The sequence below is a fragment of the Streptomyces sp. NPDC090025 genome, from assembly GCF_044748125.1.
Lineage (GTDB): Bacteria > Actinomycetota > Actinomycetes > Streptomycetales > Streptomycetaceae > Streptomyces.
In genome coordinates this window covers 449,045-474,691 of the sequence record NZ_JBIVFL010000003.1, presented here as the reverse complement: position 1 = coordinate 474,691, position 25,647 = coordinate 449,045, and the positions used below count along the sequence as shown (strand labels likewise).

Sequence of the window (25,647 nt, the reverse complement as noted above, 5' to 3'; positions counted from 1 at the left end):
CTTCGCGGGCCGGGCGGGGAAGCGGGGCGTCGTACGGGTCCGGCGTGGCGCTGTTCACACGCCCTGCCCGCCTCCGCGCCCGTGACAGGAGACGGGGTAAAGAATCCGTCTGCTTTTTCGATACGAGACGGGTCCGTATCGAAATTGGGTCTAGGGTGAGGACCATGTCTCAGCCGTCCCCTGTCTCCGCCGTCCCCGGCCCGCCGGTGCCCCGCGTCCCCGAGGCCCTGCACCGCCGCCGCTGGGCGATCCTCGGCGTGCTCATGCTCAGCCTGCTGATCGTCGTCCTCGACAACTCGATCCTCAACGTCGCCGTCAAGACGATCGCCAGCCCCGACCCCGTCGGCATCGGCGCCACCCAGAGCGAGCTGGAGTGGGCCATCAACTCCTACACGCTCGTGTTCGCCGGACTCCTCTTCACCTCGGGCCTGCTCGGCGACCGCCTCGGCCGCAAGCGGATCCTGCTCTTCGGCATCACCGTCTTCGGCATCGGCTCCGCGCTCGCCGCCTTCTCCGCGAGCCCCGGCGAGCTGATCGCCTACCGGGCCGTGATGGGCCTCGGCGCCGCCTTCGTCATGCCCGCCACCCTCGCCGTCCTCATGAACGTCTTCGAGCGCGACGAGCAGCCCAAGGCCATCGGCATCTGGGCGGGCAGCGTCGGCCTCGCCATCGCGGTCGGACCGATCACCGGCGGCGTGCTCCTGGAGCACTTCTGGTGGGGCTCGATCTTCCTGGTCAACGTCCCCGTCGTGCTCATCGCCCTGGCCCTGATGGTCTGGCTCGTCCCCGACTCCAAGGACCCCAAGCCCGGCCGCATCGACCTGCCCGGCGTGCTGCTCTCGGTGCTCGGCCTCGTGCTGCTCGTGTACGGCATCATCCGCGGCGGCGAGCTCGCCAGCTTCACCGACATCACCGTGCTGCTCCCGGCCCTCGGCGGCCTCGCGGTCCTGGTCGGCTTCGTGATGTACGAGAAGCGCGCCGCGCACCCGGCGCTCGACGTCTCCTACTTCCGCAAGCCCGCCTTCTCGGCCGCCGTCGCCGCCATCGCGCTGGTCTTCTTCGCCCTCATGGGCGTGACCTTCTTCTCCGCCTTCTACCTGCAGAGCGTCCGCGGCTACAGCGCCCTGGAGTCCGGCCTGCTGATCCTGCCGCTCGCCGTCGCCCAGATGGTCTTCGCGCCGCGGGCCCGGCTTGTCGTCGAGCGCTTCGGCGCCCGCGCCGTCTGCACCGTCGGCATGCTCTTCGTCGCGGTCGGCCTCGCCGCCTTCGCGTTCTTCGACGCCGACACCCCGGTGTGGGTCCTGGAGGTCGTCTTCTTCCTCCAGGGCATGGGTATGGCCCACATCATGCCGCCGGTCACCGTCGCCGTGATGCAGTCCCTGCCCCGCGAGAAGGCGGGCTCCGGCTCCGCCATCAACAACACCTTCCGGCAGGTCGGCGGCGCGCTCGGGGTCGCCGTCCTCGGCTCGGTGCTGTCCTCCACCTACCGGGGCGAGATCGAGGGCCACCTCGGGGCGGTCCCGGCCGGACTGCGCGAGACCGCGGGCGAGTCCATCGAGGCCACCCTGGCCATCGCCGACAAGCTCGGCCCGGCCGGGAAGGGCCTGGTCGCCCCGGCCTACGACGCCTTCCTCGACGCCATGCACATCACCGCGCTCGGCTCGGCCGGCGTCGCCGTGCTCGGCGCGGTCGTCGTCGCGCTCTTCCTGCCCGGCCGCCCCGGCCGCCCCGGCCGGCGCCGGTGCCCCGGCCGCGCCGGACGATGTCCGGGGCGACCGCCGCGAGGCGGGAGAATCGGTGCGCGGCTGACGCGCACCACCCAGGACGCGCACCACCCAGGGCGCGCACCAGCGAGGGACGGCCGCGCCCGACGGCCCCGAACCGGGGCGGAACCGAAGGAGAGGCGGAACGGACGTGTCGCAGCAGAACGCCGGAACCGGAGCCGACCGCACGGCCCCGGAACCCCGGCGGGCACCCGCCGCCGCTCCCTGCGGGGGACCCGCCCCGGGCCCGGACGGCGGGCCCGGGACCCCCGGCGGCCCGGCCCGCCGGGGGCGGCCCCGCAGCGAGGCCGCCGATCAGGCGATCTTCGACGCCGCCATCGGGCTCCTGGAGAGCGGGGTGCCGCTCACCGACCTGTCGATCGAGCGGCTCGCCCGTACCGCCGGGGTCGGCAAGGCCACCATCTACCGCCGCTGGACCGGCAAGGAGGACCTGCTCATCGACCTCATGCGGTCGATCGAGCCGCCGGACCCGGTACTGCCCGGCACCTCGCTGCGCGACGACGTCGTCGCGCTCCTGGAGTCGATGCGGCAGCGCGGCCTCGCCAAGCGGACCTCCGCCCTGCTGCACAACGTCTTCTCGCAGATGCAGCTCTATCCGAAGCTGTGGGACGCCTACCACGCCACCGTGATCGAGCCGCGCCGCCGGATCGGCCTCGACGCCATCCGGCGCGGCATGGACCGCGGCGAGATCCGCGCCGACCTCGACATCGAGGTGGTCAACGACCTGCTCACCGGCCCGATGCTGAGCCGGGTCGTGCTCCGGCCGGGCTCCGACCTGAAACCCGGACTCGCCGAGCAGTTCGTCGACTCGGTCCTGGAGGGCATCACCCCGCGCACCTGACGCGCCGTCCGGGAGCGCCCGCGGCACGGCCCGTGTGACATACGGAACGCCGGAAGCGGACGAATGTGCGCGTTCTGTCACAGCGCCCCGCCCCGCACCACCTGCCGGAACCCGCCACGCGTCGGCGTCGTCCCTCGATGCGTACGACCGGCCCGGAATCACCTAGTGTCGAGTCCGGGTCGCACAGCAAGGCAGCAAGGCAGTGAGGACGGCAGCGATGGCGCGGGTGGACATGACCGGGACCGACAACGGCGCGACGCCGGGCGGCGAGGGCACCACCCCCCGGCCGGGCGGCCGGTTCGGCAGCGGCTACCTCGCCAGATGGCGCGGCGACCGGGGCATCTGGCGCCGCGGCGTGCTGCTCGCGCTGTGCGCGGTGCTGGTCGCCCTGGTCATGGTGTTCCACTCCGACATCCCCAACCGGATCGGCAACCTGGGCAGTCTGACCGAGACCTTCCTGCCCTGGATCGGCCTGTGCGTGCCGCTGCTCCTGGTGCTCGCGCTGGTCCGCCGCTCGGCGACCGCGCTGATCGCGCTGCTGCTGCCGGCCGTGGTGTGGCTGAACCTCTTCGGCGGACTGGTCGTCGACAAGTCCGAGGCGGGCGGCGACCTCACGGTGGTCACCCACAACGTGAACGCCGACAACCCCGACCCCGAGGGCACGGCCCGTCAGATCGCCGGTTCCGGCGCCGACGTGGTGGCCCTGGAGGAACTGAAGGGCGACGTGGTCCCGGCGTACGAGCGGGAGCTCAAGGACACGTACAAGTACCACTCCGTCCAGGGCACCGTCGGACTGTGGAGCAAGTACCCGCTGCGGGAGGTCCGTCCGGTCGACATCCGGCTCGGCTGGACCCGCGCGATGCGCGCCACGGTGGCCGCCCCGGCCGGTGAGGTGGCGGTGTACGTCGCCCATCTCCCGTCCGTGCGCGTCAAGATGAACGCGGGCTTCACCGCCAACCAGCGCGACAACAGCGCCGACGCGCTCGGCGAGGCCATCGCGCGCGACCCGCACGAGCGGATCGTGCTGCTCGGCGACCTCAACGGCACCATGAACGACCGCGCGCTCAACGCCGTGACCGCGCAGCTGCGTTCCACCCAGGGCGCGGCGGGCGACGGCTTCGGCTTCAGCTGGCCCGCCTCGTTCCCGATGGCCCGGATCGACCAGATCCTGGTGCGCGGGGTGGAGCCGGTGACGTCGTGGACGCTGCCGGAGACGAAGAGCGACCACCTGCCGGTGGCCGCCCGCGTCCGCTTCTGACCCCCTCCGGCGCTCAGGGGGGCGGCCGTCAGTCGCCCTCGCGCCACCGGTTGGTGATGGGCAGCCTGCGGTCCTTGCCGAAGCCCTTCGCGGAGATCTTGGTGCCCGGCGGGTACTGGCGGCGCTTGTACTCGGCGGTGTCGACCATCCGCAGCGTGCGGGTGACCAGCTCCGGGTCGAAGCCCGCCGCCACGATCTCGTCCCGGCCGCGGTCCCGGTCCACGTACAGCGCGAGGACCTGGTCCAGGACCGCGTAGTCCGGCAGCGAGTCGGTGTCGACCTGGCCGGGCCGCAGCTCGGCGCTCGGCGGCTTGACGATCGTGTGCTCGGGGATCGGCGGGGTCTGGCCCCGCTCCTCGGCCGCCCGGTTGCGCCAGCGGGCCAGCCGGAACACGTCCGACTTGTAGACGTCCTTGATCGGGCCGAACGCGCCGACGGAGTCGCCGTACAACGTCGAATAGCCCACCGCCAGCTCGGACTTGTTGCCCGGCGCGAGGACCAGATGGCCCTCCTGGTTGGAGATCCCCATCAGCGTGGTGCCGCGCAGCCGGGACTGCAGGTTCTCCTCGGCGAGCCCGGTGAGGCCGAGCGCGCCCTGGTAGGCGGCGAACATCGGCTCGATGGCGACGGTGCGGAAGTGCAGTCCGGTGCGCCGGGCCAGCTCGGCGGCGTCGTCGCGGGAGTGGTCCGAGGAGTAGCGCGACGGCATCGACACCCCGTGCACGTTGGCCGCGCCGAGCGCGTCGCAGGCGATGGCGGCGACCAGGGCGGAGTCGATGCCGCCGGACAGGCCGATGACGACCGACCGGAAACCGTTCTTGTTCACGTACGCGCGCAGCCCCACGACGAGCGCCGAGTAGATCTCCTCGTCGTCGTCGAGACGGTGCGCCGTGCCGCCGGGGACCTCCGGCTCGTACCGGGGCAGCGGTTCCCCGGAGAGCACCACCCGGTCGATCCGCAGCCCGTCGTCGACCACCCCGGTGGGCGCGTCGGCGAGCGGGGGAGCGGCGGGCAGGTCCAGGTCGAGGACGACACAGCCCTCGGTGAACTGCGGGGCGCGGGCCAGCACCTCGCCGGCCGCGTCGACGACGATCGAGTCGCCGTCGAAGACCAGCTCGTCCTGGCCGCCGGTGGACGCCAGATAGGCGGTGACACAGCCGGCCTGCCGGGCCCGCGAGCGGACCAGTTCGAGCCGGGTGTCGTCCTTGTCGCGCTCGTACGGGGAGGCGTTGACCGACAGCAGCAGTCCGGCCCGGGCGCTGCGCGCCGCCGGGACCCGGCCGCCGTCCTGCCACAGGTCCTCGCAGATGGCGAGGGCCACGTCGACGCCGTGCAGCCGCAGCACCGGCAGGGTGTCGCCGGGGACGAAGTAGCGGTACTCGTCGAAGACGCCGTAGTTGGGCAGGTGGTGCTTGGCGAACCGGAGCACCACCGCGCCGCGGTGCAGCACCGCGGCCGCGTTCTCCGGCGACCCGGCGGGCCGCCCGAGCCGGGGCAGCGCGTGCTCGGACCGGTCGAGATGGCCGACCACCACCGGCACGTCGCCGAGCCCCTCGTCCGCGAGCCGCTTCGCGAGCGCCCGCAGGGCGGCCCGGGAGGCTTCGACGAACGAGGGCCGCAGCGCCAGGTCCTCGACGGGATACCCGGTGAGCACCATCTCGGGGAACGCGACGAGATGCGCGCCCTGGGCGACGGAGTGCCGGGTCCAGTGGACGACGGCCTCGGCGTTCCCGGTGAGATCGCCGACGGTGGAGTCGATCTGATTCAGAGCGAGGCGTAGTTGAGGCACGCCCCCACTCTAATCGTCAATTCGACGCTATGGGGTGGGGGCGGGCGTTTTCCGGGCCCGGGGCCCGGAACGAGGCTCCTGGGGACTACTGGGTGGGGCCGGTCCAGGTCTGCGACTCGTGCTCCAGGATGGTCGGCGAGAGGTCGATCTGCAGCTCGCCCGCGCCCGCCGGGGACAGCGAGAAGGTGAAGTCGGCGGTGGCCGACTTGCCCGGCAGGATCTTGTTGCTGAACGGGTCGCTCGCGTGGCTGCCGTCGAAGACCATGTCCGCGCTGCGGCCCTGGGCGTCGGTGGCGTCCGGCAGGGCGGTCACGGCGTCGAGCGGCTTGTCGGTGCCGTTGACGATGGTGACGGCCACCTTGAACGCCTTGTTGCCCTTCTTGTGCCCGGCGGCGAAGGAGTCCGGCTGGTACGCCTTCGGCTTCGAGACGGTGACCTTGATGCCGTCCGGGTACGTGTGGGTCTCGCCGAACTTCAGGGCCGTGGCCGGGGCCTCGGTCGGCGTCGTGGACGCCTCGGTGCCCGGGGTGGCCGGGGCCGACGGGCGGCCGGACGTGTCGTCGGCCGTCTCGGGCAGCGCCTCGGTGTACTCCTTCACCGCGGTGACGATGAGGACCGTCCAGACGATCGCGGCGAGCATCGCCAGACCGCCGAGGATCGTGCCGGTGATCGCCATGCCCTTGTTGGTGGCGCGGCCCTTGCCGGCCTTGGAGACGCCGACGATGCCGAAGATCAGCGCGAGCAGGCCCAGGATGCCGCCGAGCCAGAAGAGAAACGGCGTCGCGCCGGTGACGATGCCGACGATGCCCAGCACCAGAGCCGTGACACCGAGGCCGTTCTCGGGCTTGGCGTACGGGGGCTGCGGGGCGCCCGGCATTCCCGGGGGCGGTCCCCAGGGCTGCTGGCCGGGCGTCTCGGTGGGCATGGTCATGCGGTGTCCTTCGTGCGGTGCGCGGGGTGCGGGGTGACGGCGCACGCGCCCCACCCCTGGAGATCACGACCGTAATCGAATGGATTGTGAAGAAGCGAGGGAGATTCCTCGTCGATGCGGGTTCGTGATCGAACGAATGGGTAAGCGAAATCAGCTGTCCGCGCAGGTGACGGACGGTCGGCGACCGGGGGACCTCCGTCCCTTGCTCCGACATGCGCGGCTCGTCCGCTGCGCCGATCATGGGCCCATGACGACCACCGACGATCCGGCGGAGCCGGCGGACACCTCCACGGCGGCCACGGCCGCCGCGGCGGACATCCGTCAGGACGACGGCACCAAAAGACAGTTCATCTCCTGGCTGACCCTCGCCTTCATGACCACCGCGTCCGTCGCCTCGCTGCGGCCCTCGCCGTCCATGGCCATCTACGGACTCGCGGCGATCTTCCTCTACCTGCTGCCCGCCGTCGTCTTCCTGCTCCCCACCGCCCTCGTCGGCGCCGAACTCGCCTCCGGCTGGAACGGCGGCATCTACCGCTGGGTCAGCGAGGCCCTCGGCAAACCGCTCGGCTTCCTCGCCGTCTGGTGCCAGTTCGCGATGACCATCGCGTACTACCCGAGCCTGCTCGCCTACGTCGCCTCGACCTTCGCGTACGTCATCGACCCCTCGCTCGCCGAGAACGGCCTGTACGTCGCGATCGTCATCGTCGTCATCTACTGGTCCGGCGTCTGGATCTCCTCGCGCGGCACGAAGACCATCGCCGGACTCTCCTCCTTCGGCCTCGTCATCGGCACCCTCATTCCCGGCGTGCTGCTCGTCGTCCTCGGCATCGTCTTCCTCGGCCAGGGCAACCCCTCCGCCCAGCCGATGAGCCCCGACCACTGGCTGCCGCCCTGGACCGGCCTCGCCAGCCTCGTGCTCATCGTCAACAACTTCCTGTCCTACGCGGGCATGGAGATGAACGGCGTGCACGTCTCCTCGCTGCGCGACCCCAAGCGCGAGTACCCGAAGTCGATGTTCCTGGCCACCGGCATGGTCCTGATGATCTTCATCCTTCCGGCCCTCGCCATCGCCTGGGTGATGCCGTCCTCGCAGCTCAGCCTGACCGCCGGTCTGATGCAGGCGTTCCAGGCGTTCTTCGACCACTTCTCCATCGGCTGGATGACCAAGGTCGTCGGCGTGATGCTGGTCTGCGCCGCCCTCGGCGGCATGCTCACCTGGCTCTCCGGACCCGCCAAGGGCCTGGTGCTGCTCTCCCGGCAGGAGGGCTACCTGCCGCCCGCCCTCCAGAAGTTCAACCGCTCCGGCGCCCCCATGAACATCATGGTCGCGCAGGGCGTCGTCACCACCCTGATCGGCATCCTCTACGCCTTCAGCGACGACGTCTCCAGCGCCTACTGGATGTTCTCCGTGATCACCGTGCAGATCTACCTCATCGCCTACCTCCTGATGTTCGTGGCCGTCGTCAAACTCCGCCGCAGCCGCCCCGAGGTCGAACGCGGCTTCCGGGTCCCCGCCGTCGAATGGGTCGCGGGCATCGGCTTCGTCGCCTCGGTCGCCGCGCTCGCGATCGGCTTCGTGCCGCCCGACCAGTTCGGCAACCAGCCGCTCTGGCGCTACCTGCTCATCGTCGGCGGCGGCCTGCTCGTGCTCGGCCTCGCGATCCCCGCCGCGCTGCTCCGCTACCGCAAACCCGGCTGGGTGCACCCCGACCACCGGGAACCCACGGCCGCGCCCTGACGTTCGACCCACTGTGTCCAGTCTGTCCAGGAACGCCACCCGGGGGCCGCGCGCCCCGGGTGGCGCCGCCGCCGTGACCCGGGCGGCCGCCGTGCTGCTCGGCCTCGGCTCCCTCGCCTACACCGCCTGGGTCCTCGAAGTCGTCCTGCACACCGGGCTCGACCCGGTGCAGACGTACGTCTCCGAGCTCGCCGCCGCCGACCAGCCGCTCGGCGGACTGTTCCGGGCGACCGACCTGACGGCCGGTCTGCTGGTCCTGGCCGGCGCGGTCACCGCGCTCGTGGCCGTCCGGCTCGCCCGCACCCGCGCCAGGACCGCCGCCGGGGCAGCCGGACCCGACGCCCCCGGCACCTCCTGGGGAGCCGCCGCACCCGCCCCGCGCCGCCGCCGGGCCTGGCTGCTCGTCGGACTGCTCGCCCTCGCCCTGTTCGGGGCCGCCACCGTCGCCGACTCCCGGCTCCCGCTCAGCTGCGCCCCCACCTCCGACCCCGAGTGCGCGGCCCGCGAGACGGCGGGCCTGGTGCCCGCCACCCACACCGCGCACGCTGTCAGCTCCAGCCTCGCCATGACCGGCGCGCTGCTGGCGATGCTCGCCCTGACGATCGCCGCCCGGCGCCACGGCGGCCGGCCCGCGCTCGCCCGGGTCGGCCCCGCCCTGGTGGCCCTGGAGTTCGCCGCCACCGCCTGGACGCTGTCCGCCGTCGCCGCCTTCGAGGCGGGCAAGGGCACCTGGTCGCTGGGCGCGGGCCAGCGCCTCCAGGTGCTCCTTGTGGCCGTGTGGCTGGCGGTCCTGGCGGGCTCGATGCTGCGGGAGTCGCGGAACGGCGGACGGACCGGACCGGGGGAGCGGTGAGCACGGTCGCGGGGAGCACGGTCGCCGGGAGCACTTTCGTACGGGTCGGGGGCGTCGCCCACCATGCCGTCGTCGCGGGCTCGGGCCCGGTCTGCGTCCTCGCGGCCGGCCTCGGCATGAGCTGGTTCGACTGGGACCCGGTGGCCGCGCTGCTCACCCCGTACCGCACCGTGGTCCGCTTCGACCGCCCCGGCCACGGCCTCTCGCAGGCGGGCACCGCCCCGCCGACCGCCGAGGGCGAGGCCGACCGGATAGCGGGCGTCCTCGACGCCCTCGGACTCGGAGCCGGACTCGGGGCCGGTCCGGTCACCGTCGTCGGGCACTCCATCGCCGGGTTCCACGCCGAGGCGTTCGCGCGCCGCCACCCCGCCCGTACCGCGGGACTCGTCCTCGTCGACTCCTCCGTCGAGGAACACCCGCACCCGGTCCGGCCGGCCCCCGCGCTCGCCCGGGGGCTCGGCGCCCTCCTCGCCGCCGCCGGGATCCCGGCCGCGCTCGGGCCCGCCGCCCGCGCCCTCTCCGTCCGCCGCTCGACCCGCCGCCGCCCCGGCCCCGACCCGGCGCCGAGGGACCTGGTCCGCCGGGTCTACCGGACCTCGCGGGTGTTCCGGGGCACCCTCGACGAGAACGCGCACTACGAGGCCGTCGCCGCCCAGCTGCTCGCGCTGCGCGGGACCGCCCCGCTGCCGCCGGGCCTGCCGGTCACCGTGCTCGCCGCGCCCGACGGCTCGGCCCGCTGGGAGCGGCGGCAACGCGCGCTGGCCCGGCGGCTCGGCGCCCGCTACGAGGCGGTCGAGCCGTCGGGCCATCTGATGATGCTGGACGCGCCGCAGGCGGTGGCCCGTGCGGTCCTGAGGACCCCGTAGCCGGGTCAGCCCGCCGCGTACACGCTCTCGCAGAACGCCTTCAGCTGCTCGTCCGACAGGTGCTGCGCCAGGTCCGCCTCGCTGATCATGCCGACCAGACGCTTGCCCTCGACGACCGGCAGCCGCCGGATCTGGTGGCTCTGCATCTCCTCCAGGACGGCACCGACGTCCGCCCCCGACTCGATCCAGCGCGGGGTGCCCTTGGCCATGTCGCCGCAGGTCACCTTGGCGGGGTCGTGGCCCATGGCCACACAGCCGACGACGATGTCCCGGTCGGTGATGATCCCGCTGAGACGTTCGTTCTCGTCGGCGATGGGCAGCGCGCCCACGTTCAGCTCGCGCATCAGCTGCGCGGCACGGTCCAGCGTCTCGTGGGCCGGGATCCACCGGGCCCCGGGGTGCATGATGTCCTTCGCCGTGGTCATGGGGTGGGCACCTTTCGGTCCGTCCGTCCCCGAGCACCCTCAATTGTGGGTTCACGACGCGGCCCCCGCGACCGCAGGGAGGAGATCCCAGGGTCACGGGGGCCGTCGCGGTCCGCCGGAGCGCCGCGGCTACGCGCCGCGCGCCTTCAGCATGTCGGCCATCAGCTTGATCTCCGACTCCTGGCCGTCGACCATGCCCTGGGCCAGATCCCGCTCGACACCCGGCACGCACAGCTCCACACAGCCCTGGGCCATGTGGATGCCGCCCTTGTGGTGCGCGGTCATCAGCTTCAGGTACAGCACCTCGGCCTCGCGGCCGGACGCCTTGCGCAGCTTGTCGAGGTCGGCGCGGGTCGCCATGCCCGGCATCAGCTCGCCGTCCTCGCCGCCCACATCGACGCCCATGCCCATCCAGGTCATCGGGACGACCCCGGACTGCACCTTCGGCAGCCCCCACATGTCCAGGTAGCCCAGCATCATGCCGCGCTGGTTGGCCTGGGTGTTGGCGATGTCGTACGCGAGGCGGCGGACCTCCTCGTCCTTCGTCCGGTCCCGGACGATGAAGGACATCTCGACGGCCTGCTGGTGGTGCACGGACATGTCACGGGCGAAGCCCGCGTCGGCCGACTCCGCGGTGGGCGTGCGCGGCGCCCGGTCCCGGTCCGCGGAGGCGACGGTCAGCGCGCCGCCCGCGAACAGCAGCGCCAGGACCACGGCGGTGACGGACGCCCACTGCGTCCGGTTCAGCCTCACTGGCCCATCCCGGCGCCGCCCTGACCGTCGGCGCCGACGCCGCCGGTGCAGGCCGCGCCGGGCTCCGGGGTCTGCGGGCCGTTGACGTACTTGGTGAAGAAGGCGTCCACGCGCGGGTCGTCGGCGCCGTCCACCGTGACCTGCTTGCCCCAGGCGCTCAGCATGATCGCGCCGGTCTGCCCGTCGAGCGGGCTCATCAGCGAGTAGGGGGTCTTCTTGACCTTGGCCTTCAGCTTGTCCAGATCGCCCTGCGCGGCCTTCTTGTTGTACGTCACCCAGACCGCGCCGTGCTCCAGGGAGTGGACGGCGTTCGTGTCGTTCACGGCCTTGTCGTAGACGTCGCCGTTGCAGTTCTGCCAGACCGGGTTGTGGTCGCCGCCGACCGGCGGGGTCATCGGGTACTTCACCGGGGTCTGGACGTGGTTGCGGCCCAGCTTCTTGGCGTCCCAGGACTTCTCGTCCTTGATGGGCGCCTTGGCGGCGGCCTCCTGCTGGTCCTTCTTGTCGCTCTCCTTGTTGAGCACCCAGCCGCCGAAGCCGACGAGGGCGAGCACGACGACGCCGCTGACGCCGATGGTCAGGAAGCGGTTGCGGCGCTCACGGGCCTGCTCGGCGCGGCGCATCTCCTCTATTCGGGCGCGGCGGTCGGCGGTGGTGGAGCGGTTCGCCATGGTGATGTCGTCCTTCTGCGAAGTCTCGAATGTCAGAAAAGTCAGGAAAGGTGTGGGGCGGTGCGTGCGGACCGGACTATGTGCGCAGGACCTGAAGGACATGAAGGTCCGGCGCACGGGGACGGGCGTCCGGGTGCGGTGCCGTGCCGTCGCCGGACGGCTGCCCGGGGCGCGCGGCGCGGCCGGCCGCGTGCAGCGGCGGGTCGAGCGGCGGCGCGCTGAGCACGGCGGGCGAGAGCGAGGGGAACAGCGAGCAGTTGCCGCGCTCGTACGGGCAGACGTACTGGCGGGTGGTGTCGTCGTCGGCGAACACCCCGAGGGCCCCGGCGGGGGCGTCGGCCGCGGTGACGGCGTGCCGGGCCAGGTGCCGGTCCGTACCGCCGTCGGGGCCGCCGGTCCCCAGACAGAGGAAGAGCGCGCCGAGGAGCGTCGCCACGGCACTCACCAGTGCCATGGGACGCGAACGCCGGAATGTGTGCCGGTACGGACGTGCGAGCCGAGGGCCCCCCATGGCCGCGATCGTAGTGGCAGAAGGGGTGCCGTGGGCCGAACGGGGTACCACTCGGTACCGGTACGGGGTGCGGGCATGCCCCGGGCCGCCGCGTCGGCGCCGTTTTTCGGCCGTTCCCCCGTTACCTGTGTCACAGCGGACCAGGCAGTATGGGTGTGCAACGTGCACGAAACCATGTGGTGGGATGCTCAGGCGCCCCCACCGAATGCCGAGGCGGTGGGAGCGGGCGGCCTGACCAGCGAGGATGGGTGTGAATATGGACAAGCAGCAGGAGTTTGTACTCCGTACGCTCGAGGAGCGCGACATCCGCTTCGTGCGTCTGTGGTTCACCGACGTGCTGGGCTTCCTCAAGTCGGTCGCGGTGGCGCCCGCCGAGCTTGAGCAGGCGTTCGACGAGGGCATCGGTTTCGACGGCTCCGCGATCGAGGGCTTCGCCCGGGTGTACGAGTCCGACATGATCGCCAAGCCGGACCCGGGCACCTTCCAGATCCTGCCCTGGCGCGCCGAAGCGCCCGGTACGGCGCGGATGTTCTGCGACATCCTGATGCCGGACGGCTCGCCGTCCTTCGCCGACCCGCGCTATGTCCTGAAGCGCGCCCTTGCCAAGACGTCGGACCTGGGTTTCACCTTCTACACCCACCCCGAGATCGAGTTCTTCCTCCTGAAGGACAAGCCGCTCGACGGCAGCCGCCCCACCCCGGCGGACAACTCGGGCTACTTCGACCACACCCCGCAGAACGTCGGCATGGACTTCCGCCGCCAGGCGATCACGATGCTCGAATCGATGGGCATCTCGGTGGAGTTCTCCCACCACGAGGGCGCGCCGGGCCAGCAGGAGATCGACCTGCGGTACGCGGACGCGCTGTCCACGGCGGACAACATCATGACCTTCCGCCTGGTGATGAAGCAGGTGGCCCTGGAGCAGGGGGTGCAGGCGACCTTCATGCCGAAGCCGTTCTCGGACTACCCCGGCTCGGGCATGCACACCCACCTCTCGCTGTTCGAGGGCGACCGCAACGCGTTCTACGAGTCGGGCTCCGAGTACCAGCTGTCGAAGGTGGGACGTTCCTTCATCGCGGGCCTGCTGAAGCACGCGGGCGAGATCTCGGCCGTCACCAACCAGTGGGTCAACTCCTACAAGCGCATCTGGGGCGGCTCCGGCCGCACCGCGGGCTCGGGCGGCGAGGCCCCCGCGTACATCTGCTGGGGCCACAACAACCGCTCCGCGCTGATCCGCGTCCCGATGTACAAGCCGGGCAAGATGGGCTCCTCGCGCGTCGAGGTCCGCTCCATCGACTCGGGCGCCAACCCCTACCTCACCTACGCGGTCCTCCTCGCGGCGGGCCTCAAGGGCATCGAGGAGGGCTACGAACTCCCGGCGGGCGCGGACGACGACGTTTGGGCGCTGAGCGACGCGGAGCGCCGCGCGATGGGCATCGAGCCGCTGCCGCAGAACCTGGGCGAGGCGATCACGCTGATGGAGCGCAGCGAGCTGGTGGCGGAGACGCTGGGCGAGCACGTCTTCGACTTCTTCCTGCGCAACAAGAAGCAGGAATGGGAGGAGTACCGCTCCGAGGTGACGGCGTTCGAGCTGCGGAAGAACCTGCCGGTGCTGTAGCGGCGGCCGCGGCCGCGGGCGCGGGCGGGGGCGGAACCCGAAGTCGTACGGGACCGCCGCCGCTCACTGCTTCCGACCCTCCCGGGGACTACCGCTCCGACAGCTCCGACGGCGCCTCCTGCACGAACCAGCCGTTGCCGTCCGGGTCCCGGAACGTCAGGAACGAGTTCCAGGTCTCGCCCTTGCCCTCCGCCCAGCCCTGCGCGCCCACGTGCTGCACCGGGGACGCCTCGATGCCCGCCGCGAGGAGCTGGGCACGCGCCGCCTCGATGTCGGTGACGCAGAACTGGAGGCCCTGGAGGCCGCCGGGGGCGAGTTCGGTGGTGCCGGGGAGGGCGGGCATGCCCTGGAGGAAGGAGAGCGAGCAGCGGGAGCCGGGCGGGGTGATCTGGATGATCCGGACGCCCGGGGCGACCTCCTGGTCCAGATCGACGGTGAAGCCCAGCTTCTCGCCGTAGAACTCCTTGGCCCGGTCCAGGTCGGCGACCGGGACGGGGACGACTTCGAGCGTCCAGTTCATGAGGTGCTCTCCTGGGTCTCCTGGCTGAACCGCCAGCGGGTCTGGCCGTACGGACTGCCCTTGGCGAAGCCGAACGCCGTCACCGGCGCGACCGCGAACACCAGGGCCGTACCACCGTCGCTCACGAAGCTCCCGTCGCGCACGGCGAATCGCCATTCCTCCCCGTACTTGTCGGCCCACGCCTCCGCGAGCGCGCCCAGCTCCGCCTCGTCCGTCACCCGCTCCGCCACCCCCTCGACCACCAGATCGAGCCCCGCACCCAGCTCCGGGCCGCCCGTGGTCAGCGCCACCGCCGGGTTCGCCGCCAGATTGCGGGCCTTGCGCTCCTCCGGGCCGGTGCAGAAATGCAGCGCCCCGGCCCGCCACACCGCGATCAGCGGCGTCACGTGCGGGCGCCCGTCCGGCCGGACCGTCGTCAGCCAGAACACCTCCGCCGCCGACAGCCGCGCCACCGCCTCCGGCCAGCCCGTCGCCACCGCGTCCGGTTCGCTGAAGCCCGGGTCGAGCCGGGTGTCCACCGTCGTCGTGGGCATCGTCCTTCTCCTTCGGTTCGTCACGTCCCCCTGGGCACGTCCCCCTATGGAGGACCCGTCGCGCGCACCGAACTCATCGGTCCGCCGGATAGGCTCGGTCCCGAGGTCGGAAGCGGACGGTGGAGGTGCGGCGGGATGACGGTGCCGGGACGCAGGAGCAGCACGTTCACCCGGCTGCTGCGGCACGGATTCACCGATCCGACCGCCGCCGAGAGACTCCTCGACGTCCCCGAGCTCGCCGCGCTGCGCGACGACGCCGTCCTGCTCGACGCCCTCGGCGCCGCCGCCGACCCCGACCTCGCGCTGCGCGGTCTGGTCCGGCTCGTCGAGGCCCAGCCGGAGACCGACCGGCCGGCCCTCACCACCACCCTGCTCTCCGCGAAGCCGTTCCGCGACCGGTTGCTCGGTGTCCTCGGCGCCTCCGAGGCCCTCGCCGACCACCTCGCCCGCCACCCGCACGACTGGCAGGCCCTCGTCACCTACGAGGCCGCCGACCTCCACCCCGGCCTCGACGAGTTCGAGCGCGGCCTCGCCGACGCCACCGACCCGGTGTCGCTGCGCGTCGCCTACCGCCGCTGCCTGCTGTCCATCGCCGCCCGCGACGTCTGCGCCACCACCGACCTCAGCGAGACCGCCGCCGAGCTCGCCGACCTCGCCACCGCCACCCTGCGCGCCGCGCTGCGCATCGCGAGCGCCGCCGCGCCCGAGGACGCCGCCCAGTGCCGCCTCGCCGTCATCGCCATGGGCAAGTGCGGCGGCCACGAGCTCAACTACGTCTCCGACGTCGACGTCATCTTCGTCGCCGAGGCGGCGGGCGAGGCCGCCGCCCGGGACGGCGGCGAGGGCGCGGCGCTGCAGGCCGCGACCCGGCTCGCCTCGCACCTGATGCGGATCTGCTCCGAGACCACCGTCGAGGGCACCATCTGGCCGGTCGACGCCAACCTCCGCCCCGAGGGCCGCAACGGCCCCCTGGTCCGCACCCTCTCCTCCCACCTCGCCTACTACCAGCGCTGGGCCAAGACCTGGGAGTTCCAGGCCCTGCTGAAGGCCCGCCCGGTCGCGGGCGACGCCGAACTCGGCGCCGAGTACATCGCCGCCGTCTCCCCGCTGGTCTGGCAGGCCGCCGAACGCGACAACTTCGTCCCCGACGTGCAGAAGATGCGCCGCCGGGTCGTCGACAACATCCCCGCCGCCGAGGTCGACCGCGAGCTCAAGCTCGGCCCCGGCGGCCTGCGTGACGTCGAATTCGCCGTCCAGCTCCTGCAGTTGGTGCACGGCCGCAGCGACAGCACGCTGCACAGTGGCACCACCCTCGACGCGCTCGCCGCCCTCGCCGCCGGCGGCTACGTCGGCCGCGCCGACGCCGCCCAGCTCGACGAGGCGTACCGCTTCCTGCGCGCCCTGGAACACCGCATCCAGCTGTACCGGCTGCGCCGCACCCACCTCGTCCCCGAGGGCGAGGAGGACCTGCGCCGCCTCGGCCGCTCGCTCGGGCTGCGCACCGACCCGGTCGCCGCGCTCAACCGCGAATGGCGGCGGCACGCGGCCGTCGTCCGCCGCCTGCACGAGAAGCTGTTCTACCGGCCGCTGCTCGACGCCGTCGCCCAGCTCGCCCCCGGTGAGATCCGGCTCAGCCCGCAGGCCGCCGGACAGCGGCTCGAAGCGCTCGGGTACGCGGACCCCGCCGCCGCCCTGCGCCACCTGGAGGCGCTGTCCTCCGGGGTCAGCCGCAAGGCCGCGATCCAGCGCACCCTGCTGCCGGTGCTGCTCGGCTGGTTCGCCGACTCCGCCGACCCGGACGCCGGGCTCCTCGGCTTCCGCAAGGTGTCCGACGCCCTCGGCAAGACCCCCTGGTACCTGCGGCTGTTGCGCGACGAGGGCGCCGCCGCCGAGAACCTGGCCCGGGTCCTGTCGGCCGGCCGGCTCGCCCCCGACCTGCTGCTGCGCGCCCCCGAGGCGGTCGCCATCCTCGGCGACCCGGAGGGCCTGAAGCCGCGCGGCCGCGAGCATCTTGAGCAGGAGGTGCTCGCCGCCGTCGGCCGCGCCGAGGGCGCCGAGCAGGCCGTCGCCGCGGCGCGCGGAGTACGCCGCCGCGAGCTGTTCCGTACCGCCGCCGCCGACCTCATCGGCTCGTACGGCACCGAGGAGAACCCCCGCGAACCCGACCCGGGCGCGCTCGTCGACCGGGTCGGACAGGCCGTCACCGACCTCAACGCCGCCACCCTCGCGGGCGCGCTGCGGGCCGCCGTGCGTGCCGAGTGGGGCGACGAACTCCCCACCCGCTTCACGGTCATCGGCATGGGCCGGTTCGGCGGTCACGAACTCAACTACGGCTCCGACGCCGACGTCCTGTTCGTGCACGAGCCGCGCGAGGGCGTCGACGAGCAGGAGGCCGCCAAGGCCGCCTCCCGGGTGGTCGCCGAGATGCGCAGGCTGCTCCAACTGCCCACCGCCGACCCGCCGTTGCTCATCGACGCCGATCTGCGCCCGGAGGGCAAGAACGGCCCCCTGGTGCGCACCCTGAAGTCCTACGAGGCGTACTACCGGCGCTGGTCGCTGGTCTGGGAGAGCCAGGCGCTGCTGCGCGCCGAGCCGATGGCGGGCGACCGGGAGCTGGGGGAGCGGTTCCTCGCGCTCGTCGACCCGCTGCGCTATCCGGCGGAGGGCCTCGGCGAGGACGCGGTGCGCGAGATCCGGCGGCTGAAGGCCCGGATGGAGACCGAGCGGCTGCCGCGCGGCGCCGACCCGACGCTCCACGCCAAGCTGGGGCGCGGCGGCCTCAGCGACGTCGAGTGGACGGTCCAGCTGCTCCAGATGCGGCACGGCTGGGCCGAACCGGGCCTGCGCACCACCCGCACCCGCACCGCGCTCGCCGCCGCCCACGCCGCAGGACTGATCGCCACGGACGCGGCCCAGACCCTGGACGAGGCGTGGGTGCTTGCCAGCCGGGTGCGCAACGCGGTGATGCTGGTGCGCGGCCGCCCCGGCGACACCTTCCCGTCCGACGGCCGTGAACTGGCGGCGGTGGGACGGTACTTGGGGTACGGCCCGGGCCATGTCGGCGAGATGGTCGACGACTACCGGCGGATCACCCGGCGGGCCCGCGCGGTGATGGAGGAGCTGTTCTACGGCGCGTGAGGCCCGGACCGTGATGCGTGCTCGGTGACGCGTGCTCAGTGATGCGTGTTCCGTGACGCGCGCGGTCGTCGTACGGGGATCAGCGCGGCCAGCGCGGTGACGGCGACGACCAGCAGCAGCGAGGTCCACGGCAGCAGCACGCCCGGCGCGTCGGCGAGGGCGTCGAGCCCCCGCCGTACCGCCACCACCCAGGCGGCGGTCCCGGCGAGCACCACCGGCCAGACCTTCCGCTCCCCGGTGATCCGCAGCCCCACCCACAGCACCAGCGGCATCACCAGGGCGGTGTTGATCAGGGCGGTGGTGAACGCCTGGTTTTGCGAGTAGCCCTGCGGACTGCCGAGCGTCGCCGACGCCTGCGCGACGAAGCCGAGCCGCAGGGTGTCGGACAGGATCAGATGGGATGCGGCGACGGCGAGCATGGCGACGGGCAGCGCCTTGAGCGCCCGGGCGGCGGTGATCATGCCGGCGACTATACGCAGGGTGTATACGTGCGGTGCATAGTGGGGTGGCCGGGGTGTGCGGGCCGGGCCGTGCGGGCCGGGCCGGCGGGCCTGTCCGCCGGGGCCGGCCTCGGCCGACCCGCCGAGGCGGCTATCCGTCGGTCAGCATCTCCCGGCAGTGCGCCAGGTACCCCGCCAGCGCCAACTCGAAGGCCGCGTCCGCCCGCCCCTCGCCCAACGCGCCGAGCGCACGCGCCAGTTGAGGGGTCGCCGTCTCGTCGGACAGCTCCCACATGCGCTCCGGGGCCGCCATGTCGAGGGCCGAGCCGAGCACCAGGTTCTCCAGGGCGATGATCACCGGCATCACGTCCGGGAGCGGGAAGCCCGCGGCGAGCAGTAGGCCGACCGCCTTCTCGTACTGCTCAAGGACCTTGGGGGCGCGGACCGGTGAGGTGGTGAGCAGCGGGATGGCGCGGGGGTGGGCGGCGAAGGCGGCGCGGTAGGACCGGGCCCAGGCGGCCATCGCCGTGTCCCAGGGGCCGTGGTCGAGGCTGCCGGAGTCGATGGCGGCGGCCACCCGCTCGCGCAGCAACTCCACGATGCCGTCCCGGCCGTCCACGTGGTGGTAGACCGACGCGGTCTGCACGCCGAGCCGACGGGCGATCTGCGGGACGCTGAACTCACCCTGTTCGTCGACGAGTTCGAGCGCTGTGGTGGTGATGCGCGCCCGGTCGAGGAGGGGTGTGCGCGGTCGGCCCATGGAAGTTCACTCCCCGCTCGGTCCGGTGTCGTCCGCCGTTCGGGTCTTCCCGAACGGTCCTGGCCGAGGCTACATTGCGCGAACCGAAAGCCTTTAGGTTTCTGGCTCCCGTGCTCCCCGCTCCTGCCGCGGAAGGGTTTCCCCAGCCATGCCACCACCCCCGTCCCCCACCGCATCCCCGTCCCCCACCGCATCCCCGGCCGCATCCCGCTCCGCGGCCGAGAACGCCCCCGCCCCCGCCGGGCTGCGCACCGGCACCCTCGGCACCGCCGACATCTCCTTCTTCGTCGTCTCGGCCGCCGCCCCGCTCACCGTGATGGCCGGGGTCGCCCCGACAGCCCTCGTCCTCGGCGGCATCGGCGCCCCGGCCGGCTACCTCCTCGCGGGCCTCACCCTCGCCGTCTTCGCCGTCGGCTTCACCACCATGAGCCGCCACGTCCGCAGCGCGGGCGCCTTCTACGCCTACATCACCCGCGGCCTCGGCCGCCCCCTCGGCATCGCCGCCGCGCTCGTCGCCATGGTCGGCTACAACGGCATGGAGATCGGCGTCTACGGCCTGCTCGGCTCCGCCACCGCCGACACCGCGCACGCCCTGTGGGGCGTCGACCTGCCCTGGCTGCCGGTGTCCCTCGCCGGACTGCTGCTCATCTGGTACGGCGGCCACCGCTCCATCGACTTCGGCGCCAAGGTCCTCGGCGTGCTGCTCGTCGCCGAGACCGGGATACTCGTGCTGCTCGCCGCGGGCGTCCTTGCCAAGGGCGGCGCGCACGGCCTGTCGGCCGCCTCCTTCGCGCCCGGCAACGTCCTGGTGCCCGGCACCGCCGCCGTCCTGGCCTTCGCGTTCGCCGCCTTCACCGGCTTCGAGTCGACCGTCATCTACCGCCGCGAGGCCCGCGACCCGGCCCGCACCATCCCGCGCGCCACCTACCTCGCGATCGGCTTCCTCGGCCTGTTCTACGCCTTCGTCGTCTGGACCGTGATCCAGGCGTACGGCGACGCCCAGGTCGTCGCGGCCGCCGCCGCCGACCCCGGCGGACTGTTCTTCGCCGCCATCACCACGTACGTCGGCGGCTGGGCGGCCGACCTGATGCACCTGCTCATCGTCACCAGCGTGCTCGCCTCGCTGCTGGCGTTCCACAACGCGATCAACCGGTACGGGCTCGCGCTCGCCGAGGAGGGCGTGCTGCCCGCCGCCGTCGGCCGGATCCACCCGCGCCACCGCTCCCCGTACGTGGCGGGGGCCGCCCAGACCGTGCTCGGCGCGCTGATCGTGCTCGGCTTCGCGCTCGCGGGCGCCGACCCGTACAGCCAGCTGCTGCTGTGGGTGAACACGCCCGGGATGCTCGGTCTGATGGCGCTGATGCTGCTCGCCGCGCTCGCCGTGATCCGCTACTTCCGGCGCGTCCCGCACCAGGAGGGGGCGCTGCGGACGCTGGTGGCGCCGGTCGTCGCGGCGGTGCTGCTCGCGGTCGCGCTGTATCTGGTCGCGTCCAAGGTGGCCCTGTTCACCGGCGCCTCCACCACGGTGAACGCGGTCCTCGTCGCGGTCGTCCCCGCCGTCCTGGTCCTCGGCCTGCTGCTGGCCCGGCGGCTGCGCAGGACCCGCCCCGAGGTGTACGCCCGCTTCGCGGCGGAGCCGGAGCCGGAGTCCGCCGAGGGTCCGGTCCCGGAGCCGTCGGTCCCGGAGCCCGCCGCCTCCTCCGATCCGCATCTCCCGCACCACCCGCAAGGAGACCCGTCATGCCCGCGCCCGACCTCATCCTCGTCGACGCCCAGCTCCGCACCCCGGACCCCTCCCACCACACCGCTGTCGCCGTCCGCGACGGACTGATCACGGCGCTCGGCGACAGCTCCGACGCCCGCGCCTGGGCGGGCCCCGGCACCGAGGTCGTCGACCTCGGCGGCGCCACCCTCACGCCCGGCCTGACGGACGCCCACAGCCACCCCGTCTGGGGACTGGAGATGGCCTCGGGCACCGACCTCTCGGCCGTCACCGACCTCGAAGGGCTGCGGGCGGCGCTGCGCACGGCCGAGCGCCGGGAGGGCTGGGTGCTCGGCTTCGGCCTCGACCACAACGTGTTCGCCGGGCGCCCGGTGCACCGGGAGCTGATCGAGGAGGCGCTGGGCGGGGCGCCCGCGTTCCTGCGCCTGTACGACGGGCACTCGGCGCTCGCCAGCGGCGCGGCCCTCGCCGCCGCCGGGATCGACGGGCCGCGGGCCTTCGTCCAGCGCTCCGAGGTGGTCTGCGACGCCGACGGCCGCCCCACCGGGCACCTGAACGAGCACGCCGCGATGGACCTGATGAGCGCGGTGCTGCCGCGGCAGCCCGCCGCCGAGCGCCGGGCCCGGCTGGTCCGGCTGCTGTCCGACATGGCGGCGACCGGGCTGACCGGGGCGCATGTGATGGACCTGGGCGGCCATGACGTACCGGGCCTGCTCGACGCCGTGGAGGCCGAGGGGGAGCTGCCGGTACGGCTCCGGCTCGCGCCGTGGTGCATGCCGGGCGCGACGGCGGGGGACCTGGACGAGCTGGTACGGCTCCAGGGGCGGGCCGGGCGGCTGTGGCGGGTCGGCGGGGTCAAGTTCTTCATGGACGGCACGGTCGAGGGCGGCACCGCGTGGCTGGAGCACGCCGACTGCCACGGGCAGGGCACCGACGCGTTCTGGCCGGACCCGGCCGCGTACACCGCCGCCGTGCACCGGCTGCACCGGGCGGGCGTCGGCACCGCCACGCACGCGATCGGTGACGCGGCGGTCCGGCACGTCCTGGACACCGTGGAAGCCCTCGGCCCGGCGGCCACCACGGACCCCCGGCACCGGATCGAGCACATCGAGACGGTCCCCGACGACCAGCTCGGCCGGTTCGCCGCGCTCGGCGTGGCCGCCTCGATGCAGCCCCCGCACACCGCGTACACCCGCGCCGACCGCACCGACGAGTGGTCCAGGCGCCTCGGCGACACCCGCGCGGCCCGCGCCTGGCGCTGCCGCGACCTGCGGGACGCGGGCGCCACCCTGGCCCTCGGCTCGGACTGGCCGATCGCCCACCACGACGCCCGCCAGGTCCTGGCCACCGCCCGGTCCCCGCGCGGCGCGGCCTCGTCCCGCCCGGGCCTCACCCCGCTGATGGCCCTGGAGGGCATGACCACCCACGCGGCCCGCGCGGCGGGCGAGGACCACCTCACCGGCCGCCTCGCCCCCGGCCACCGCGCCGACCTCACCGCCTTCACCCTGGACCCGACGAAGGCCCCGGCCGACGAAACGACCGAGGCCCCGATCCGCCTCACGGTGACGGGCGGCAGGATCACCCACCTCGCCTGACGACGGACCACGACGGCGGGCGCCCGGTCACCTCGCGGTGCGCAGGCGCCTGCCGTCATGGCTGCGTACGTGCGGGCCCGCGCCGTCGAGGGCGTCGAGCAGCCGCACCGCGTAGACCTCGCCCATCCGCTCCTCGACCTCGGCGGGGGTGAGCCAGTCGACCGCCGTCGACTCCTGCGAGGTGCGCTCCACGCCACCCGACGGCGTGCACCGGAAGACCAGGGCGACGATGCCGCGCGCGGTGTTCTTGTAGACCCCGGTCAACCCGTCGACCGCCACCTCGACCCCGGTCTCCTCCAGGACCTCGCGCACCACGCCCTCCTCGGGCGACTCCGCCAGCTCCAGCACCCCACCCGGCGGCTCCCAGGCCCCGTTGTCCGCCCGCCGGATCACGAGCACCCGCCCGTCCTCCCGTACGACGGCCCCGGCGACGGACACCGAGTGGAGCGGCGTTGACCCGGGTTCCCGGCGGCTGTTACTCATGTGCAGGAGCTTAGGAGAGTGGGCAGGATCGTGGGAATTTCCGCAGGCGCAGGCCGGGCCGTGCCACGGTACGTACAGATCGCCGACGAGATCGTGCGGCAGATCGGCGCGGGCGTGCTGAAGCCCGGGGACCTGGTGCCGAGCGAGGCGGAACTGGTCGAACGGTACGGAGTCTCCGGCGGCACGATCCGCAAGGCCATGGCGGAGGTCCGGGCCAGCGGTCTCGTCGACACCCGGCACGGCAAGGGTTCGTTCGTGAAGGACCGGCCGCCGGTACGGGCCCGCTCCTCGGACCGTTTCCGGGCGTCGCACCGGAGGGACGGCAAGGCCGCGTACCTGGCCGAGTCGGAGCGCGCCGGTGCGACGGCGAAGGTGAGCGTGCTGTTCGTCGGTCCGACGGAGGCGCCCGTGGAGATCGCCGAACGGCTCGGCGTGGACGCCGGGAGCCAGGTGCTCGCCAGGCGGCGGCTGTACTTCCGCAACGGCGTGCCGGTCGAGACGGCCACCTCGTACCTGCCCTGGGACGTGGTCCGGGACATCCCCGAACTCTTTGCCGAGAACCCCGGCCCCGGCGGCATCTACGCCCGCCTTGAGGACTCCGGCCACGTCTTCGCCGAGTTCGTCGAAACGCTTCGGGCCCGCTCGGCGGCCCGTGCCGAAGCCTCCGAACTCGCCCTCAACCCCGGCGCGCCCGTCATCCACCTCGTGCGCGAGGCGGTCACCACGACGGGGCGGGTGGTCGAGGTCTGCGACACGCTCATGGCCGCGGACCAGTTCGTGCTCAGCTACCGCATTCCGGCGACGGACTGACGGCGGCGACAACTCGCCGTGGACGGCGGCAGGTTCACCCTTGCGGCGACTTGACGCGTGTGTGCGCGCCCGGGCACTCTGCGTAAGTCCACTCATGTACATGAGTGTAGGACTTCAGGATCTGTAGAGGGGTCTACTCATGCCTCGTCAGGACAGCGCTCCGCCCGATCACCCTCCCCGGATGACCCTGCGCGTCTCCCGCGACTCCGGGCAGACCTGGGGGCCGGTCACCTCCGTCGCCGTGGACGCGCTCGCCCCGCTCCTGTCCGACCCCGGCCGCTACCCCGCCTGCGCGTGCCCGCGCTGTCTTGGCCCTCGATGTGCCGCGTCCCTGCGGCTGCCCCTGCGGTTACTGGACGCCGCCGTACGGCGCCTCGGCGATCCCGCGCTCGACAGGGTGGTCCACTGCGCGCTCGACGAGCACCCGCGCGGGCAGCACTTCGCCGTCCTCGACTCCCTGCTGCCGGGACCGGCGCTCTGGGCTCGTTGGGCAGGCGGCGCTGCGGCAGTCGGGGAGGATGTGGAGCTGATCGAGCTGCGCGACTGCGCCGCGCGCGGCCGTACACCCAGGCAAGGCGCCTGCGCGCTGTTCGCCGGGCATCCGGGACGGCACGTCCACGGCCGCCCGTGACGCCCGCCCGCCCAGTGGGTCAGTTGCCGGAGCCGACCCGCTGGTGGTCCGCGTCCCTGGCTGCCGTTCCGGCAGGCGTTCCGGCCGCCGGGGCGGGCTCGTCGCCCGGAGAACCGGCCGGGCCCCCCTGCGCCACCGGCTGTGCCACCGGCACCAGCTTCGGGAGCTTGTGGGGGCGGGAGCCGTACCAGAGGAAGGAGACCGTGAAGCCGAAGGCCAGGCAGATCATGCCGCCCAGCGCGTCCATCCAGAAGTGGTTGGCGGTCGCCACGATGACGATCAGGGTCGCCGTCGGGTAGAGCAGGCCCAGGATGCGGGCCCAGGGGGCCTTGGCCAGCAGGAAGATGGTCACGCCGCACCACAGGGACCAGCCGATGTGCATCGACGGCATCGCCGCGTACTGGTTCGACATGTGCTTGAGGTTGCCCGAGGCCATCGAGCCCCAGGTGTGGTGGACGAGCACCGTGTCGATGAAGTGCTGGCCGTTCATGAGCCGGGGCGGGGCCAGCGGGTACAGGTAGTAGCCGACCAGGGCCACGCCCGTCGTCGCGAAGAGCACCGTGCGGAACGCCGCGTAACGGCCCGGCTGCCAGCGGTACAGCCACACAAGGACACCGATCGTCACGATGAAGTGCAGGGTGGCGTAGTAGTAGTTCATCGAGACGATCAGCCAGGTCACCGAGTTCACGGCGTGGTTGACGCTCTGCTCGAAGGCGAGGCCCAGCGAGTGCTCGGTCTGCCAGATCCAGTCCGCGTTCTTGAGCGCCTGCGTCTTCTGCTCCGGCACCGCGTTGCGGATCAGCGAGTACAGCCAGTAGCTCACCGCGATCAGCAGGATCTCGAACCAGATCCGGGGGCGACGCGGCGTACGCGCGCGCAGGGCACGCGAGAACCAGCCGCCGGCCACCATGGGTGACGACGGGGTCGTCCGGCTTTCCGAGGTCTTCACGGTCGTTTCACCCATAGGGAGAGAGTC

Annotated in this window: 23 protein-coding genes and 1 pseudogene; 12 read left to right on the top strand and 12 right to left on the bottom strand. The window is 72.9% G+C overall.

All coding sequences use genetic code 11. The features are described from left to right. Window positions 1-164: 164 nt before the first annotated feature. The 3 genes and pseudogenes from ACIPXM_RS11450 to ACIPXM_RS11440 all read left to right on the top strand — a co-directional run. Window positions 165-1,760 (top strand): annotated as a pseudogene (locus ACIPXM_RS11450) (MFS transporter); the annotation flags it as partial. 154 nt (window positions 1,761-1,914) lie between these two features. Further along, complete coding sequence (locus ACIPXM_RS11445; protein WP_401654801.1) at window positions 1,915-2,625, top strand: TetR/AcrR family transcriptional regulator; 711 nt, start codon at window positions 1,915-1,917, stop codon at window positions 2,623-2,625. 217 nt (window positions 2,626-2,842) lie between these two features. Continuing rightward, a complete protein-coding gene (locus tag ACIPXM_RS11440; protein WP_401654503.1) occupies window positions 2,843-3,883 on the top strand; it encodes an endonuclease/exonuclease/phosphatase family protein in 1,041 nt (346 codons plus the stop codon). A 28-nt stretch (window positions 3,884-3,911) separates the two neighbouring features. Here ACIPXM_RS11440 and ACIPXM_RS11435 read toward each other — a convergent pair whose 3' ends face one another. Both ACIPXM_RS11435 and ACIPXM_RS11430 read right to left on the bottom strand, forming a co-directional pair. After that, a complete protein-coding gene (locus ACIPXM_RS11435; protein ID WP_401654501.1) occupies window positions 3,912-5,672 on the bottom strand; it encodes an NAD+ synthase in 1,761 nt (586 codons plus the stop codon). A gap of 85 nt (window positions 5,673-5,757) precedes the next feature. Beyond that, window positions 5,758-6,603: a DUF4190 domain-containing protein gene (locus ACIPXM_RS11430; RefSeq protein ID WP_401654499.1), complete on the bottom strand. Its 846-nt coding sequence runs from the start codon at window positions 6,601-6,603 to the stop codon at window positions 5,758-5,760. A gap of 247 nt (window positions 6,604-6,850) precedes the next feature. Between ACIPXM_RS11430 and ACIPXM_RS11425 the strand changes: the two genes are divergently transcribed. The 3 genes from ACIPXM_RS11425 (at window position 6,851) to ACIPXM_RS11415 (ending at window position 10,060) form a co-directional block, all read left to right on the top strand. Continuing rightward, complete coding sequence (locus ACIPXM_RS11425) at window positions 6,851-8,341, top strand: APC family permease (RefSeq protein WP_401654497.1); 1,491 nt, start codon at window positions 6,851-6,853, stop codon at window positions 8,339-8,341. 91 nt (window positions 8,342-8,432) lie between these two features. Continuing rightward, complete coding sequence (locus ACIPXM_RS11420) at window positions 8,433-9,194, top strand: DUF998 domain-containing protein (RefSeq protein ID WP_401654800.1); 762 nt, start codon at window positions 8,433-8,435, stop codon at window positions 9,192-9,194. Next, entirely contained in the window at window positions 9,191-10,060 is an 870-nt protein-coding gene (locus ACIPXM_RS11415; protein WP_401654495.1) for an alpha/beta fold hydrolase, read from the top strand. Before ACIPXM_RS11420 ends, ACIPXM_RS11415 begins: the two co-directional genes overlap by 4 nt. A 5-nt stretch (window positions 10,061-10,065) precedes the next feature. Here the strand turns inward: ACIPXM_RS11415 and ACIPXM_RS11410 are convergent, their stop codons facing one another. The 4 genes from ACIPXM_RS11410 to ACIPXM_RS11395 form a co-directional block, all read right to left on the bottom strand. Further along, entirely contained in the window at window positions 10,066-10,485 is a 420-nt protein-coding gene (locus ACIPXM_RS11410) for a CBS domain-containing protein (RefSeq protein ID WP_401654493.1), read from the bottom strand. Between the two features lie 129 nt (window positions 10,486-10,614). After that, entirely contained in the window at window positions 10,615-11,232 is a 618-nt protein-coding gene (locus ACIPXM_RS11405; protein WP_401654799.1) for a DUF305 domain-containing protein, read from the bottom strand. A gap of 2 nt (window positions 11,233-11,234) precedes the next feature. Continuing rightward, window positions 11,235-11,909 carry a DUF3105 domain-containing protein gene (locus ACIPXM_RS11400; RefSeq protein WP_401654491.1) on the bottom strand — a complete coding sequence of 225 codons (675 nt, stop codon included), beginning with the start codon at window positions 11,907-11,909 and terminating at the stop codon, window positions 11,235-11,237. A gap of 76 nt (window positions 11,910-11,985) precedes the next feature. Then, complete coding sequence (locus tag ACIPXM_RS11395; protein WP_401654489.1) at window positions 11,986-12,363, bottom strand: hypothetical protein; 378 nt, start codon at window positions 12,361-12,363, stop codon at window positions 11,986-11,988. A gap of 313 nt (window positions 12,364-12,676) precedes the next feature. Between ACIPXM_RS11395 and ACIPXM_RS11390 the strand changes: the two genes are divergently transcribed. Continuing rightward, window positions 12,677-14,038, top strand: a complete 1,362-nt coding sequence (locus ACIPXM_RS11390; RefSeq protein ID WP_401654487.1) for a glutamine synthetase family protein — start codon at window positions 12,677-12,679, stop codon at window positions 14,036-14,038. A gap of 88 nt (window positions 14,039-14,126) precedes the next feature. Here the strand turns inward: ACIPXM_RS11390 and ACIPXM_RS11385 are convergent, their stop codons facing one another. Then, the gene (locus ACIPXM_RS11385; RefSeq protein WP_401654485.1) at window positions 14,127-14,558 is read right to left on the bottom strand and encodes a VOC family protein; all 432 of its coding nucleotides are present in this window, start codon (window positions 14,556-14,558) and stop codon (window positions 14,127-14,129) included. After that, window positions 14,555-15,091: a pyridoxamine 5'-phosphate oxidase family protein gene (locus tag ACIPXM_RS11380; RefSeq protein ID WP_401654483.1), complete on the bottom strand. Its 537-nt coding sequence runs from the start codon at window positions 15,089-15,091 to the stop codon at window positions 14,555-14,557. Before ACIPXM_RS11380 ends, ACIPXM_RS11385 begins: the two co-directional genes overlap by 4 nt. A gap of 135 nt (window positions 15,092-15,226) precedes the next feature. On the opposite strand from ACIPXM_RS11380, the gene ACIPXM_RS11375 reads away from it, so the two are divergent. Next, a complete protein-coding gene (locus ACIPXM_RS11375) occupies window positions 15,227-18,229 on the top strand; it encodes a bifunctional [glutamine synthetase] adenylyltransferase/[glutamine synthetase]-adenylyl-L-tyrosine phosphorylase (protein WP_401654481.1) in 3,003 nt (1,000 codons plus the stop codon). Window positions 18,230-18,264: 35 nt separating this feature from the next. On the opposite strand, the gene ACIPXM_RS11370 is transcribed toward ACIPXM_RS11375, so the two are convergent. Continuing rightward, window positions 18,265-18,690, bottom strand: a complete 426-nt coding sequence (locus ACIPXM_RS11370) for a hypothetical protein (RefSeq protein WP_401654479.1) — start codon at window positions 18,688-18,690, stop codon at window positions 18,265-18,267. Window positions 18,691-18,820: 130 nt separating this feature from the next. Further along, the gene (locus ACIPXM_RS11365; RefSeq protein WP_401654477.1) at window positions 18,821-19,429 is read right to left on the bottom strand and encodes a TetR/AcrR family transcriptional regulator; all 609 of its coding nucleotides are present in this window, start codon (window positions 19,427-19,429) and stop codon (window positions 18,821-18,823) included. Window positions 19,430-19,577: 148 nt separating this feature from the next. Between ACIPXM_RS11365 and ACIPXM_RS11360 the strand changes: the two genes are divergently transcribed. Together ACIPXM_RS11360 and ACIPXM_RS11355 are read left to right on the top strand one after the other, a co-directional pair. Beyond that, window positions 19,578-21,260 (top strand): APC family permease, encoded by a 1,683-nt coding sequence (locus ACIPXM_RS11360; protein ID WP_401654475.1) that lies wholly within the window; start codon window positions 19,578-19,580, stop codon window positions 21,258-21,260. Beyond that, window positions 21,170-22,747, top strand: coding sequence for an amidohydrolase (locus ACIPXM_RS11355; RefSeq protein WP_401654473.1), 1,578 nt, complete (start codon window positions 21,170-21,172; stop codon window positions 22,745-22,747). Before ACIPXM_RS11360 ends, ACIPXM_RS11355 begins: the two co-directional genes overlap by 91 nt. A gap of 27 nt (window positions 22,748-22,774) precedes the next feature. On the opposite strand, the gene ACIPXM_RS11350 is transcribed toward ACIPXM_RS11355, so the two are convergent. Continuing rightward, on the bottom strand, window positions 22,775-23,230 hold the full coding sequence (locus ACIPXM_RS11350; RefSeq protein WP_401654471.1) for an NUDIX hydrolase: 456 nt from the start codon (window positions 23,228-23,230) through the stop codon (window positions 22,775-22,777). A gap of 60 nt (window positions 23,231-23,290) precedes the next feature. Here ACIPXM_RS11350 and ACIPXM_RS11345 point away from each other — a divergent pair, with 60 nt between their 5' ends. Together ACIPXM_RS11345 and ACIPXM_RS11340 are read left to right on the top strand one after the other, a co-directional pair. Next, window positions 23,291-24,040: a GntR family transcriptional regulator gene (locus ACIPXM_RS11345; protein ID WP_401654469.1), complete on the top strand. Its 750-nt coding sequence runs from the start codon at window positions 23,291-23,293 to the stop codon at window positions 24,038-24,040. Between the two features lie 181 nt (window positions 24,041-24,221). After that, window positions 24,222-24,671 (top strand): hypothetical protein, encoded by a 450-nt coding sequence (locus tag ACIPXM_RS11340; protein WP_401654466.1) that lies wholly within the window; start codon window positions 24,222-24,224, stop codon window positions 24,669-24,671. Between the two features lie 19 nt (window positions 24,672-24,690). On the opposite strand, the gene ACIPXM_RS11335 is transcribed toward ACIPXM_RS11340, so the two are convergent. Next, complete coding sequence (locus ACIPXM_RS11335) at window positions 24,691-25,635, bottom strand: phosphatase PAP2 family protein (RefSeq protein ID WP_401654464.1); 945 nt, start codon at window positions 25,633-25,635, stop codon at window positions 24,691-24,693. Window positions 25,636-25,647: the final 12 nt, after the last annotated feature.